The organism is Paenibacillus amylolyticus (assembly GCF_003719335.1).
Taxonomy (GTDB): Bacteria; Bacillota; Bacilli; order Paenibacillales; family Paenibacillaceae; genus Paenibacillus; species Paenibacillus amylolyticus_D.
Window position 1 is genome coordinate 276,058 of sequence record NZ_RIAS01000005.1, and the last position, 14,954, is coordinate 291,011.

The window sequence follows — 14,954 nt, forward strand, 5'->3', positions numbered from 1 at the left end:
CTATAGTTTCATTATAGAATAGTTTTGCTGACGAATAGTTCGATAAGTGAACTAATTTTGGGAGGGAAAAAATATATGAACATTCCAGATGCCAAAAGTTTGGTAAACCGTTATCTGGATGCGTCTTTTCTGGTTAACAAACGGTTTGATACCCAGATACGAGAAAAGGTAGGGCAGACAGTCACAACGGATCAGTTTTGTGCACTGCGTCTCATACATGAGAAGCCTGCCTGCACCCCCTCTGATCTTGCAGAGCTGCTATGTGTGGGCAAGAGCAGCATTACGGCTCTGGTCAACAAGCTGGCTGATCGGAATCTGGTGCATCGTACAGGGGATGAGCGTGATCGTCGTGTCATCTATCTGACTCTGACCGAGGAAGGTCTTCAGATTTACAAGGAAACCGAGCTGGAAATTCAGAAGGTTCTTGAACCTTACTTGAAACATTTTACACCAGAAGCGGTTCAGAACTTTATTGAATCTTTTGAGAAGCTGGCAGCGCTGCTAACACAAGAAGAAGGGCTGGAGAAGCAATGAGAGCGATATTAAAAGGACGCTGGTGGATCATGGGGCTGTGGATTGTCGCGGCCGCTGTATTGATGTTTACCGCGCCAAACATGAGTGAGTTAATTCGGGAGAAAGGGCAATTCTCGGTTCCCGAGGGGTACTCTTCCACAAAAGCAGCTGCAATTCTGGATGAAGCTGCAGCTCAAAATGGAGAACAGAAAGGTACCTCGATCGCACTGGTATTTTATAATCCGGATGGTCTTGGCACAACAGGCAAACAAGAGGCGGAAAAGGCAGTTAAATTACTCGAGGCCGATAAAGAAAAACTCGGCATTTTGTCTGTTCTGGACCCATTCTCACAGCCAGAACTGTCAGACAAAATGATCTCGAAGGATGGTAAAACCATTCTGACTTCACTCTCGATTGAAATGGGTGACCGCACCGTAAAGGAAATGCGGAATGATCTGAATGGTGCGCTGAAATCAGTGAATGTTGAGCATTATATTACAGGTAAAGGTTTGATTGATGAAGATACGATTGAGAGTTCTCAAGAAGGACTCAAGAAATCGGAATACATTACGGTTGTCTTTATTTTGCTTATTCTTTTCCTCGTATTCCGCTCGTTCGTAGCTCCATTTGTACCGCTATTGACGGTGGGGATCAGTTACATCGTATCCCAGCAGATTGTTGCGTTCCTGGTCGATGGGGTTAACTTCCCACTTTCGACGTTTACACAGATCTTTATGGTTGCGGTCATGTTCGGGATCGGTACAGACTACTGCATTCTATTGATCAGTCGGTTCAAGGAAGAGCTTGCACACCATGAGAACACATGGGATGCCATTATCGCTACATACCGCACCGCAGGTAAAACGGTGTTTTTCTCAGCTCTAGCAGTGCTGGTTGGATTCGTGGCCATCGGTTTTGCACAGTTTATGTTGTACCGTTCTGCGGTCGCTGTTGCTGTAGGAATTGCCGTGATGATGCTGGCACTCGTGACGATTGTGCCGTTTTTTATGGCTGTACTGGGCAGAAAGTTATTCTGGCCGTCTAAAGGGTCGCTCGAACATGCCGAGAGCAAGATCTATGGTGCAGCAGGTAAATTCTCACTTAAACGTCCGTGGGCGGCTTTGTTGATTGTTGCCGCAGTTACTGTGCCTCTTTTGGCGACATACGACGGGAAGTTATCATTTAACAGTCTGGATGAGATTGGTGATAAGTACGATTCGGTCAAAGCCTTTAACATTATTTCAGATAGCTTTGGACCAGGTGAATCCCTCCCAGGTCAGATCGTCATTCAGAATGACGAAACGATGGATAACGCCAAATATATGGCTGTGGCAGAGAAGATTAGCCGCGAAGTAGAGAAAGTTCCCGGGGTTGCGGGTGTTCGCAGTATGACCCGTCCAACGGGGGATGAGATCAAAGATTTTGAAGTAACAAAACAGGTAGGCACACTATCGGATGGTCTGGGCGAGGGCAAGACAGGCCTGGATAAAATCAGCGATGGTCTTAGCAAAGCGAGTAATGAATTGAGCAAAAATGAACCCCAGCTTAAAGAGGCCGCAAACGGAGCAGGTCAGCTAACCAAGGGAACAAGCCAGCTGCAATCTGGTATTACGCAGCTCAGCGATGGACTGAAGCGCATTGAAAAAGGTATTCGGGATGGATCATCTGGTGCAGGGGATCTGAAAGCCGGTCTTCAACAAGCTAAAACCAGTGCAGAGCAACTCGCCAAAGCGAATGATCAGTTGTTGCAGGCTTATCGTCAAGCTGGAGCAGGTGTTGCTGCGCTGGGCGATGGAACGAAGGAACTGGAGCAGCAACTGACAGGTGTTTCAACAGCTTTGACGAGTCTTACAGCATCCTTCTCGGCTCTGGAGGAGCGTTTCCCCGAGTTGCAGCAAGATGCTGACTATCAACGCATCAAAGGTACAATAGGTCAAACCGGTTCAGGCACAGCGCAGCTTGCGCAGGGACTGTCCCAAATTCAAACGAATCTGAGTGCAGCGGCGGCTGGAATCAATCAAGCGAATGAAGGTTTTGCTTCCGCAGCATCCGGACAGAAAGCTTTGGCCGATGGTCTGGGTCAGATTGTAACAGGTATTGGTCAACTGGAGACAGGATTGAAACAGGCTGCCGATGGTCAAGGTAAAGTGATCAAGGAGATTCCTTCGATCCAGAACGGTCTGGGTCAACTACAGGGAGGACAGGAGAAGATCCAGAAGGGCTTCTCGGATCTCAGTGGTCAATTAACACAACTGACAGACGGCTTGAATCAAAGTGTTGATGGAATCAAGAAGGTATCAGGTGGCTTGGATTCTGCTCAGGATTATTTGACACAACTGCAAAATTCACCAGATTCGGATCTCGCAGGCTGGTACGTACCTGAAGAAGCCTTGAATAACAAGGACTTCAAAAAGGTGTTTGATACGTACCTGTCCAAGGATCGCAAAACGATGACGCTGGATGTTATTTTTGCAGAAAATCCGTATGGTACAGAAGCGATTGACCGTGTGCCAGATATCGAAGCAGCAGTACATCGTGCAGTTCAGGGCAGTGCGCTTGAAAAAGCTGACGTTGCTGTGGGCGGTGTAACGAGTACATTTGCCGATTTGCAGTCGATCTCGAACAAAGACTACACACGTACGGTTATGCTTATGCTGGCAGGAACTTTTATCATTCTGGTGATCTTGCTTCGTTCTGTTATCATGCCGATTTACCTCATTATTTCGCTGCTGCTTGCGTACTTCACATCGATGGCACTTACGGAAGTAGTCTTTGTGAATATCATGGGTTATGCCGGAATCAGCTGGGTTACGCCATTCTTTGGATTCGTTATGCTGATTGCGCTTGGCGTAGATTACAGCATCTTCCTTATGGATCGATTTAATGAAAACAAAGGGTTGAGAGTACAGGATGCGATATTGTACGCGATGAAAAACATGGGAACCGTCATCTTGTCCGCGGCGGTCATTCTAAGTGGAACTTTCGCTGCGATGTACCCATCCGGGGTACTCTCGATGATGCAAATTGCTACCGTTGTTCTTAGTGGTCTGGTTCTGTATTCCCTGTTATTCCTGCCATTCTTCGTACCCGTGATGGTGAAGATGTTCGGGCGGGCGAACTGGTGGCCGTTCCGTAATAAGGAACAGTCGGAATCTTCCGAATCGAATCATACCATTGGCATGTAAACATCTGGCATGTATCATCATTGATATGTTGATATTTCATATGGAAGGGAGGCTCTGCCGCATCATGCGGCGGGGCTTTCTTTTTTTATAATATTCATCATGGACACAAAGATGGGTACGTGCCTAAGGACACTATCCCGCGCTTTGCCGAATCGATCTTCATAGGATATAGGGAGTTCATGAATGATCAGGGAGATCAGCAGAGAGAGGGGCGGCGGGATGGTATATCGTTATGTAGCTATAGGGGATTCCTTGACGGTAGGTACAGGAGCATTGCTCGGAACCGGATTTGTTCCAATCTATCGCCGTATGGCGGAAATGAACCTTCGTACATTTGTATCTATGGACAATTTGGGTGTAAACGGACTAACATCGGCAGAACTGCAGCAGATGATTAACGGGCATCCTCGAGTGCGTCAAGCGCTGCGTGAAGCAGATATGATTACGGTATCCATTGGTGGTAACGATCTGATCCGTACATTTAAAGCTAGCGGGGGTATTCCCAATGCCGGGAAAATGACACAGGTGCTCGGTGAAACACGTCATCATGTATCTCAGGTCATGAGACAAATTCGGCAGTTAAAAGGGGATCAGAAGTACTTTGTTCGTTCCATTGGATTGTACAACCCGTATCCACAGTCAACCGAAGCTGCATATTGGGTGCGACAGTACAATTCTTATCTGAATGGTGCAGGTTCAGGCAACTATGCATGTGCTCAGGTGTACGACAAGTTTGAAGGGCGTGAGCGAGAGTTGCTGTTCTGGGACAGAGTCCATCCAAACGCAAGGGGATATCGGATTATCGCGGAGCAGTTGAATCGAACGGGTTATGTTCCTTTTGCTTGAAGCCTGAAGAAGACTAGACCCGCCTTACAACTTCCGATATGATGAAAGAGTTCGTACAAATTATCATAACAGAGGAGTTCGAATCGGTGTCTAACAAACAGCAAAATTCTCTTCTTCCAACGGAAAAGCAACTCATCTCTGAAGTGTTAGCCTTATACGGCTTCAGATCGGAGTGGCAAGGTAAGCGCAGCAATGGAGGTATGAATAACTCTACTTTTGTGCTTCACACCAGTGATGAAGATTATGTTATGAGACAATACGAAACACATAATGATCAAGCGAAAATAGCTTTTGAACATGGCGTGCTTACGGCACTGTCCAATACAGATTTTGAACTTCATTCCCCAACACCAGTCATTTCATTATCTAGTAGCAGCCGCGAGGACGCAGATCAAGAATTTAAGGAAAGTAATCATTCTAATGAGGAAAATAGGCAGACTTACCAAATTGTACGAGATCATATCACGGGAACATTTAAAATCGTGACTCTGTTTCGTTATCTGAAAGGTGTTAATCCGGTATGGGATTCCCCCGATCAATTGCTTCCTTTGGGACGGGCAGCAGGACATCTCTCAACAGCGCTTGCCAAGCTTAAATTGGAACTTGAGCCAGTATACCCGCCATATTACCGGATCGACGAGGCTTATCCGCTGTGTACACCAGAACGTTTACTAAGAATGTGCGCTTCGCCGCCGGAAACGCTGGAGGCTTGTACTGATGAGTTAAGGCAGTTGCAGGATGAACTGCCAGGTTTGTTCAAAGCACTGCGTGGAATGGAGCAGCTTCCGCATCAAATCGTGCATGGTGATGTGAACGCATCCAATGTGCTTGTGGATCCAGAAGGCAACATGAGTGCGATTCTTGATTTTGAGTTTGCGACCTGGGATCTTCGGGTCATGGAACTGGCGGTTCCGATGTCTGACATGCTGACCATGGACAAGAGCGAAGAATGGATGTGGCAGGCGCAGGCTAATCTGGTGCAGGGGTTTCGAGAAGAGGTTGAGCTCACCGCTGACGAACTGGAAGCCATTCCGCAGCTGATCTTGCTGCGAAGTTTGGACGTGGTGATGCATTTTATCAGCAGGATGCTGGAAGGGACGGATAAACCAGAAGTGGCCGCAGGACAAATTGTGAAACTGAAACAGAGAATGGACTGGATGCAGCGGAATGAAGAACAATTACGTCAATTGTTAATGAAATAACATACGTGGAAATAAATAAAATGCACTGGTTTTGCATGGATAAAAAGCAGAACCAGTACATTTTTCTTTTTTTGTATGATGCTTGCTGACATACGGAGGCAGTTCAATCTACAAAGCACGTTTTCGGAACCAACTGCGGACAGCCCAGCGCCGTTCCTGACGTTTTTTGTATTTGGGCAAGGAACGATACACATTCAGGGATTGATCATATGCCTGTTTGGCATCATCATTACGTCCTAGCGAACGGTATACCGAGCCAAGCAGATAAAAGGCTTCACTGGAGGAAGAATGAATTTCCTGAAATTGCTGTACATAATGAAGGGCTTTGTCACGATCCGTATCCTTGAAGGCTGTAGCCAGATTCAGATAAGGCTGTCCGTACTTCACTCTAGGGTTAATCTCAAGTGCGTGCAGAATATGACGTTCGCCCTCCGAGATTTTGCCCAGATACAGTTCAGTTGTTCCCAATGCTTCCCAGTATTCAGCAGACTGCTCGTAAGGGCGTTCCAGTTCAAGCAAAAAGGTATGTGCCTCACTGTAACGTTTGCGTTCAATGAGCAATCGGGCTAATTCAAGCTTGGAAGACACTTCGTTAGGATTCAGAGCTAGCTGCTGTCTCAACCGGGAAATGTTACGCATGCGTTTGATGGGTTTAGTGAAGCTTGGAAATACGCCGACAAAGCGACGGTCGAGGAAGTACAGGATAACGAGCAAAATCAGAATGGCAAGGAACGGATTTCCAATGATCTGCCAAAGCAGGCCAAAAATAAGAAATTTAATAATCACAGGTTCAACTCCAGTAACAATGTAATCGTGTTGCACAGACCTTGAGTATCATACCATATCCTATCTTGGAATAATATGTTTGTGTGTGTATGTGCCCGTCTCACTTCCTAGCGATGACGTACCATCGTTCTGCGATATGCAGCTGGTGTCGTGCCCGTCAGTTTCTTGAACTGTCTGTAAAAATGAGGCAAACTATCAAATCCACAAGCGTCTGCGACAGCTGCCATCGTTTCATCCCCATTCAGGAGATGCTCTTTTGCCATAATGACTCTACGAGCGAGGACATAATCTGTTAATGTCATTCCTGTGTAGCGCTTGAATGCCCGGCTAAGATGGGCAGGAGACACGGCAGCTTGTTGTGCAAGCTCAGGTAAGGTCAATCGATTGCGCAGTTTAAGATCAATGTCAGACAGAATCGAGGACAGCCATGACGGAGCAGGCAGTGATGTTGTAGCATGACCAGGACCAGTGGCTGATTCCAGACGTTCAAGGAAAATAAGCAAGAGTTGCAATCGGAGCAGTGCGGCGTGAGAGCTCAGATGATGATCGGAACGAAACTCGGCATGAATATCATCAATGAAGGCAGACACTTGTGCCTGCTCGGCATGGTTCAGCTGCCTTTTGTATATTCGCCGTTTGCGGCAACGTTCAAATGGGTGTAGCAGGGAGGAGGACATGCCTCCGGCAGTTGAAGCCAGTAACCCCGGACTGAAGAACAGTGCTGAAGAGGTAACTGGATTACCCGCATCAGGCAGCGCACGGTGCACGGTACTGCCTGGAATAAGAAATAAATCTCCTTCCTGCATATCTTCGAGACCCGTATCAATAAAAATACTTCCCTGTCCCCGATAGACATAGATAATTTCATGCCAGTCGTGCAGATGATCCGGTAATTCATTTTGCGGAGATTTCGTATCACTATAGACAAGGCGAAACGGTATGCCCGATTCGGTCTCAATGGTGGTGCGAACTGGTGAATGTTCCATAAGGGCTCCTTTGGAGACAATGGTCTCAGATAAGATGTCAATTCTGATCAAAAAACAGTATATTTAACGCAATATAAGCAATTTAATTTCCTTTTATTGATGATACAATGAATTTAAAGCGTTTACAATAAAAGGATGCCAGCTTTTGCTGTTCGCATTCTGAGTTCGCAAATAATCGGTGAGGTGAGTGTCCATGTCTGCAAGCACAAAGCGGCCAAGATTGAAGCTGCATCTGCTCGGCAATGATAGTCAGCGCAAATGCAAAGAAATGATTGAACGTCCCGTCAAAGTTTTGCAGATCGGGGAAGGTAATTTTTTACGGGGATTCGCAGACTGGATGCTTCATGAAAGTGCTCGGCAAGGCAAGTTTCACGGCTCTGTAGCCGTGACACAGCCTCGGCCTGGTGGCAAGGCCAAGCTGGAGCAGATTCGTGATCAGGATGGACTATATACAATGATTACGCGTGGTCTCTCTGAAGGAAAACGTGTGGAACGTACGGAAATGGTCTCTGTCTTCTCCCAATTTTTTAATCCGTACGAGGAGTGGCAGACGTTTCTGGAACTTGCGGAATTGCCATCGCTTGAATTTGTAATCTCGAATACGACAGAATCCGGCTTGAAATATATCCAATCAGACTACATCCCAGGAGAACCCGTTCAATCCTTTCCTGGTAAATTGTCGGTTTTCTTGCATCAAAGATATGTACGTTTTGCTGGAGATCCATCGAGAGGACTCATCCATCTGCCATGTGAATTGCTGGAGGGCAATGGTGATGTTCTGCGAGAATGTGTGCTTCGTCATAGTGAAGATTTCGGATTCTCAGACAGCTTCCGCTCCTGGATCGAACATCATAATCTGTTCTTGAACAATTTAGTAGATCGTATCGTAACGGGTGCACCTACCCAAGAAGAGGCAGAAGCCCTCACTGAACGCTGGGGTTATGAGGATCAACTGATTAATACGGCAGAACCTTATCATTTCTGGGCAATCCAAGGCGAGGAGTCGCTGGACAAGCGCCTTCCATTGAAACAAGCAGGACTCAATGTGCACTGGGTTAAAGATTTGAAACCATATCAGCTTCGGAAAGTGCGCATCCTGAACGGCTCACACACACTGATGTCTTCTCTGGGCTTGCTTCGCGGTAAACAACATGTAAGAGAAACAATGGAAGACCCGCAGTTTAGTTCTTGGATTAGGCAAGCGGTGCTTGAAGAGATTGTGCCTGCTATGGATATGCCTGAGCTGGGATTGGAGCAATATGCGGAAGAAGTCTTCGAACGTTTCTTAAATCCATACATTGATCACAAGTTGCAGGATATTGCACTGAATACGGCCGGTAAATTCAAAGTACGTGTACTGCCAACCCTGCTCGCCTATGAACAGAGTCAGGGAAGCTGGCCTGAGCGGTTAATACAAGGTTTTGCCGGATTCCTCTATTTATATCGCCCATTGCAGACGCAGGAGGGCTACAAAGCTCAGCTTTTGAGCGGAGAAACGATTCCACTCAGAGATGATCCTGATGTACTGGCAGCTTTGGCGGCTCATTGGGAAGGCTACGGTCACTCGACCAGTGGAACGGATGAACTGGAGCAAAGAGTTGCTGCGGTTCTCTCCAATGAAGTGATCTGGGGAGAGAATCTGGATGCAAAACAAGGATTGCGAGCAGCACTCGTACATGAAATCAGTAAACTGGAAGGTGAAGGGAAATGAGTACAACAAGCACAATCAACGACTGGATTGCGATCCAGCCTCAGGACGATGTCATCATAGCACTTCGCGATTATGTGAAGGGAGAGCGTATTGATCTGCCGGATGGTCACTCGTTCACACTGCTGGATGATGTACCTAAAGGTCACAAAATCGCTGTGCATGATCTTGCACAGGGAGCAGACGTGATGAAATATGGCTTTTCCATCGGCATCGCCCAGGAAGCAATAGCGCAGGGGAACTGGATACACAGCCATAACTTGAAGACAGGTCTGCATGGATTGCTTGAATATGAATATCAGCCAGGACAACCGATGACGATAGACATGCCTCCTGAACATTTGCGAACTTTCGATGGTTATTTGCGTCCGAATGGTGAAGCGGGAATTCGCAATGAAATCTGGATCGTCAATACCGTTGGATGCATTAACAAGGTGTGTGAAGCTCTCGCACGGATGGGGCAGTCCCAGTTCGGTAGTCGGGTTGACGGCGTGTATCATTTTCCGCATCCTTTCGGCTGTTCCCAGCTGGGGGATGACCTGAAATATACTCAGCAGTTGCTGGCTTCGCTGGTCGAGCATCCAAACGCTGGGGGTGTACTGGTCATTGGTTTAGGTTGTGAGAATAACCAGGTGGATCAGTTCCGTGAGTGCATCGCACCGGAATATCGGGGGAAGGTACGTTTTCTCAAAGCGCAGGAGACCGAGGATGAGTTAGAGGAAGGACTGCGTTTAATGGAAGAGCTGGTTGAGCTTGTGGAACAAGAGAAACGTCAGCCGCTGCCACTGAGCAAACTGAAAATTGGTTTAAAATGCGGAGGCTCGGATGGTTTATCCGGCATCACGGCGAATCCACTCGTAGGTGCTGTTGCGGATCTGCTCGTTGCTGCGGGCGGGACAGCGATTCTGACAGAGGTTCCGGAGATGTTCGGTGCGGAAACGATTCTGATGAACCGGGCCGCAGATGAGCATGTTTTCAACGATCTGGTAGACCTTGTGAATGGTTTCAAGCAATATTTCGTGAATCATGGTCAAAATATCTATGAAAATCCTTCGCCGGGTAACAAAGCAGGCGGAATTACGACACTTGAAGAAAAATCACTCGGATGCACGCAAAAGGGAGGACGCTCTTCGGTTGTCGATGTGCTCCGGTACGGTAAACGGGTGACCAAAACGGGTCTGAACATTGTAGAAGCACCAGGCAATGACCTGGTTTCCGTGACCGCTTTGTCTGCGGCAGGAGCGCATATCGTACTGTTTACGACAGGGCGCGGCACACCTTTTGGCGGTCCGGTACCTACGGTTAAAATTGCAACGCAATCGGATCTGGCGAACCGTAAAAAGCACTGGATTGACTTTAATGCAGGTCAGCTGCTTGAAGGGCAGACGATGGAACAGGTCAAAGAGCAATTATTCAGTCAGATTATTGATATTGCTTCAGGACGTGCACAGACCCTTAGCGAACAGCATGGTTTCCGGGAGATCGCGATCTTCAAAGACGGAGTTATTCTCTAAACCTAATCTACGTGTTGCAAAATAAAACAAGACAACAATCCGGCGATTGGTAATAACCTGCCGGATTGTTGTTTTATTTAGGTCGGAGTTTTATGCGCGCTTAGCGAGCGGTGCAACATGAAATATACCGCTTACGATGTGCGTTCGAAAATGTGTACTCCGCGGGCTTCAATACTAATCTGTCCGGTGTAATCCGTGCCTGTTAACAACTCACGAACGCTCGAATTACCGAGATCATATGACTGCGGGGAAGCATTGTGATTCATGACAAAAAGATAAGTTAACCCGTCTTTCGTACGTGCACTTACTTCGACACCTTGCGGGGTTTCGAGCAAAGGCTTAATATTTTTTTCGGCTGCGAGCTCTGCAAGTAAACCTTCGAGGAAAATGTTATCCGGATCAGAGGCGACGTACCAGGCTTGCCCTTGACCAAAGGTGTTGCGTGTAAGTGCAGGCATGCCTTGATAGAAGTCTTCACCGTACTCGGCAATCACTTCTGCACCTTCACTGTGCAGGAGATCGCATAACATACCGCATTCGTATACGCCTTCAAGTGCGCCCAATGTTTCCTTCAGAACGATGCTATTCTTCTGTTCAGGCAACAAGGCATCAATCTCTTCGACCCAGATGCCAAGCAGGTTTCGAAGCTCACCGGGGTAACCGCCAGTGGTCACGAGATCATGCTCGTTGACAATTCCGCTAAAGAAGGTGGTCAGGAAGGTGCCGCCGGCCGCAACGAACTGCTCCAATTTTGCAGCAAAGCCTGGTTTGACCATATAAAGTACAGGCGCAAGAAGCAGATCGTATGAGCTGATATCGCTGTCTACACTTACAATGTCCACTTGAATGTTGCGGTGGAAGAAAGCTGAATAATATTTGTGAATTTGCTCGACGTATTTCAGAGCCACTGTTGGCCCGCTTGATTTTTCAATCGCCCACCAGTTATCCCAATCGAAGACAATCGCTACCCTGGACTGAACTCTAGCATCAAGTGTGGTGTCGCCAAGGTTCTGCAATTCCTTGCCAAGCTCTGCAACCTCTCTAAACACCCGTGTGTTTTCATGTCCCGCATGTTCAATGACGGCACCATGATACTTCTCGCATGCACCGACGGAACGGCGAAGCTGGAAGAACATCACGGTATCTGCGCCGTGTGCGACGGACTGATAACTCCATAGACGCATGACACCAGGGCGTTTCAGTGAGTTATAAGGTTGCCAGTTTTGCTGGCTGGGTGTCTGCTCCATCAGCATAAATGGCAGACCGTCTTTGAGGCCACGCATGAGATCATGAGCCATGGCGGTATAGCTGATGGGTGTCGCGAGACCGGGATAACTGTCCCAGGACACGATATCCATATATTTAGCCCATTTGAAATAGTCCAGTTGTTTGAAAAAGCCCATTAAATTTGTAGTAACGACGGAGTCGGGGATATGCTTTTTAATGGCATGATACTCAAGCAGGTAACATTCCAACATACTGTCTGAATTAAAGCGGGAGTAATCTAGCGAGATGCCTTGAAAAGATGAACTGTTGTGACCCCAATGTTCACTCAGATTGCTTGGAAGCACAATCTCGTCCCAATCATAGAACGTATGGCCCCAGAAGTTTGTGTTCCATGCTTTGTTGACCTGTTCAATGGTTTGATAACGTTTCTTGAGATATACACGGAATGCTTTTTCGCAGTTTTCACAATAACAATCGCCGCCATATTCATTGGAAATATGCCAGACAAGGACTGCGGGATGGTCTTTGTATCGCTCGGCGAGTTTGTCTGCGATGATTTCGGAGTACTTCCGGTAGGTCGGACTGTTCGGGCAGGAGTTATGCCGTCCGCCAAATTTCCGTTTGCGTCCGTCCGCATCTACGCGCAGGACATCGGGGTAATTTTTGGCCATCCAGGCTGGGTGCGCAGCGGTACTTGTAGCAAGGCAGATATATACTCCGTTTTCATATAAACGATCAATTAATTGATCCAGATATTCAAAGTTATACGTCACCTCGTCAGGCTGAATGAGTGCCCAGGAAAAAACGTTAATCGTGGCCATATCAATACCTGCCAGCTTAAACATGCGGAGGTCTTCCAGGTGGGTCTCATGATCCCATTGTTCAGGGTTGTAATCGCCTCCATAAAACATTTTAGGTAATTTGCTGCTGATCAATGTGCTCACCTCTTGTATAAGAATAAACCTATACTATATGATACATATGACTTTTAAAATATAATAAAAGTAATGATCGATATAAGAATATGGAACTAGATTCTATTATGTTTAAGGAGGTTACCATGCTCATTTCACCGGGGCATCAGCGTTATTTTATGACACCGCGGGACCAGCCGCTTCCGCTATATATCGAGAGTATAGGATATAACGGAAATCAGGAAAAAGTCTCCAGACCAGCGGGTTATCCGTATTACCACTGGCTGCAAACGGTCAAAGGAGCAGGAGAGTTCGAGCTATCAGGAACTTCGGTCATTCTGGGCGAAACCTCGGGTATTTTACTTCCTCCAAATCTGCCTCATGGATATGCTCGTGTTCAAAGCGAGTGGGAGACCATCTATATTACATTTGGTGGTTCACAGTGTGCCGGCATCGTAGATTCGTTAGGTTTGGGAGAGGCCGATATTCGTCAGTGGGAGACAGATAGCCCACTAAACGATTATGCTCAGCATGTGCTGAATTCGATCGGGAGTGACCAGGATTTATCCGGGCTGGAAGCTTCGGCGGACATGTACCGTTTTTTGATTTTGCTGAAAAAACACGGAATGACCGGCAATCGCTCCTCCATCTCTCAAGCTGTAGCAAGACTTGCTCCGCTGCTTGCCTTTATGGAGCAACATTACGGCGACCCGGACATCGGGCTAGAGCAAATGGCATGGATTATCGGAATCTCATCCAGGCATATGAATACGCTGTTTAAACAATCCTTTGGCATAACGGCCTACAGTTACTTCATTTTGCTTCGCATACGTAAAGCCAAAGAAATGCTGACGGGCAGTATGGAACTTACGATCAAGGAGACTGCGGCACGGGCTGGGTTTCGGGATGCCAGTCATTTTGTTGCTACATTTCGGCGGATTGAAGGGGTTACACCTGAACAGTTTCGCAACTTGTACTAGGGCGTGTCTTGAAACCGACTGAAGTGCATCTTTTACCACCTTTTCGCCCCCTGCTGCGTCACTTTCCCTTGATGTGCCCCGTCACACCTGCGGGAAACTTCCTGGCTTGGAACAAAAATTCGGCAAAATCTGCTTCCTTCAGCGTTTTCAGACACGCCCTAATCGAGACCAGGTTGAACAAAAAAGATATGCAGAAGGGTATTGATGCTTCCTTCTGTTGCCGTTATGATGATATCGAATCCTAGAATCGAAAACGATTAAACGAATCTATTCCATATGCATGAGAGAGGATGAGTCCGATCATGAATTCAATTATTCCTTTGTGGGAGCAGGCCGCCCCGCACGCAGCTGCAGGTCATGAAGACGAAATGCCACATCTAATTCCTTTTATTCAACCGGGTTCCGAGAGCGCTGTCATTGTATGTCCAGGGGGCGGTTATGGTCATCTCGCTGACCACGAGGGAGCACCTGTTGCTGCGTTGTTAAATCGCGCCGGAATCAGTGCTTTTGTACTCAAATATCGAGTAGCACCGCACAGTCACCCGGCACCTCAGGCGGACGGGCAGCGTGCAATCCGTTATTTACGTGCTCATGCGGAACACTTCGGGATCAACCCGTCCAAAATCGCAGTACTTGGCTTTTCGGCAGGTGGCCATCTCACAGCAACATTGGGTACGCAGTACGATGGTGGACAACCGGGACATGAGGATCGGATTGAACGGGAAAGCTCTAGGCCGGACCGAGTCATTCTCTGTTATCCGGTCATCACGATGGAGTCTTATGGACATGCCGGCTCGCGTATCAACTTGCTAGGCGAGGATGCAACCGAAGAACAGATTCAAGCTTTCAGTGCAGAGCGACAGGTTCGAGCAGATGCTCCTGAAGCATTTATCTGGCACACGAGTGATGACCAGGCTGTACCCGTGGAGAACAGTTTGCGATATGCCTTGGCTTTGGGTGCGCATGGGATTCCATATGATCTTCACATCTTTGAAAAAGGTCCACATGGTCTGGGGCTAGCGGAGCATGATGACACGGTTCGAGTATGGTCTGATTTGTGTCTCACTTGGCTTAAAAATCAAGGCTGGTAATG

Annotated in this window: 11 protein-coding genes; 8 read left to right on the forward strand and 3 right to left on the reverse strand. The window is 47.4% G+C overall.

Features of this window, described 5'->3' with window-relative positions; translation table 11 throughout:
- Nucleotides 1–75 precede the first annotated feature (75 nt).
- The 4 genes from EC604_RS11995 (at nucleotide 76) to EC604_RS12010 (ending at nucleotide 5,746) form a co-directional block, all read left to right on the forward strand.
- Nucleotides 76–534, forward strand: a complete 459-nt coding sequence (locus EC604_RS11995; protein WP_123064394.1) for a MarR family winged helix-turn-helix transcriptional regulator — start codon at nucleotides 76–78, stop codon at nucleotides 532–534.
- Nucleotides 531–3,698: an MMPL family transporter gene (locus EC604_RS12000; RefSeq protein ID WP_123064395.1), complete on the forward strand. Its 3,168-nt coding sequence runs from the start codon at nucleotides 531–533 to the stop codon at nucleotides 3,696–3,698. Before EC604_RS11995 ends, EC604_RS12000 begins: the two co-directional genes overlap by 4 nt.
- A gap of 183 nt (nucleotides 3,699–3,881) precedes the next feature.
- Nucleotides 3,882–4,544 carry a GDSL-type esterase/lipase family protein gene (locus EC604_RS12005; RefSeq protein WP_240036833.1) on the forward strand — a complete coding sequence of 221 codons (663 nt, stop codon included), beginning with the start codon at nucleotides 3,882–3,884 and terminating at the stop codon, nucleotides 4,542–4,544.
- An 86-nt stretch (nucleotides 4,545–4,630) separates the two neighbouring features.
- Nucleotides 4,631–5,746, forward strand: coding sequence for a phosphotransferase enzyme family protein (locus EC604_RS12010; RefSeq protein WP_161556921.1), 1,116 nt, complete (start codon nucleotides 4,631–4,633; stop codon nucleotides 5,744–5,746).
- Nucleotides 5,747–5,854: 108 nt separating this feature from the next.
- Here the strand turns inward: EC604_RS12010 and EC604_RS12015 are convergent, their stop codons facing one another.
- Both EC604_RS12015 and EC604_RS12020 read right to left on the reverse strand, forming a co-directional pair.
- On the reverse strand, nucleotides 5,855–6,532 hold the full coding sequence (locus tag EC604_RS12015) for a tetratricopeptide repeat protein (protein WP_192895094.1): 678 nt from the start codon (nucleotides 6,530–6,532) through the stop codon (nucleotides 5,855–5,857).
- 107 nt (nucleotides 6,533–6,639) lie between these two features.
- Entirely contained in the window at nucleotides 6,640–7,518 is an 879-nt protein-coding gene (locus tag EC604_RS12020; protein WP_123064397.1) for an AraC family transcriptional regulator, read from the reverse strand.
- A gap of 193 nt (nucleotides 7,519–7,711) precedes the next feature.
- Between EC604_RS12020 and EC604_RS12025 the strand changes: the two genes are divergently transcribed.
- Nucleotides 7,712–9,229 carry a tagaturonate reductase gene (locus EC604_RS12025; protein ID WP_123064398.1) on the forward strand — a complete coding sequence of 506 codons (1,518 nt, stop codon included), beginning with the start codon at nucleotides 7,712–7,714 and terminating at the stop codon, nucleotides 9,227–9,229.
- Nucleotides 9,226–10,740, forward strand: coding sequence for a UxaA family hydrolase (locus EC604_RS12030; RefSeq protein ID WP_192895095.1), 1,515 nt, complete (start codon nucleotides 9,226–9,228; stop codon nucleotides 10,738–10,740). Before EC604_RS12025 ends, EC604_RS12030 begins: the two co-directional genes overlap by 4 nt.
- A 131-nt stretch (nucleotides 10,741–10,871) precedes the next feature.
- Here the strand turns inward: EC604_RS12030 and EC604_RS12035 are convergent, their stop codons facing one another.
- Nucleotides 10,872–12,902 carry a beta-galactosidase gene (locus EC604_RS12035; RefSeq protein ID WP_123064399.1) on the reverse strand — a complete coding sequence of 677 codons (2,031 nt, stop codon included), beginning with the start codon at nucleotides 12,900–12,902 and terminating at the stop codon, nucleotides 10,872–10,874.
- A 125-nt stretch (nucleotides 12,903–13,027) separates the two neighbouring features.
- Here EC604_RS12035 and EC604_RS12040 point away from each other — a divergent pair, with 125 nt between their 5' ends.
- Both EC604_RS12040 and EC604_RS12045 read left to right on the forward strand, forming a co-directional pair.
- On the forward strand, nucleotides 13,028–13,861 hold the full coding sequence (locus EC604_RS12040) for a helix-turn-helix domain-containing protein (RefSeq protein WP_123064400.1): 834 nt from the start codon (nucleotides 13,028–13,030) through the stop codon (nucleotides 13,859–13,861).
- 302 nt (nucleotides 13,862–14,163) lie between these two features.
- The gene (locus EC604_RS12045) at nucleotides 14,164–14,952 is read left to right on the forward strand and encodes an alpha/beta hydrolase (RefSeq protein WP_123064401.1); all 789 of its coding nucleotides are present in this window, start codon (nucleotides 14,164–14,166) and stop codon (nucleotides 14,950–14,952) included.
- Nucleotides 14,953–14,954 lie beyond the last annotated feature (2 nt).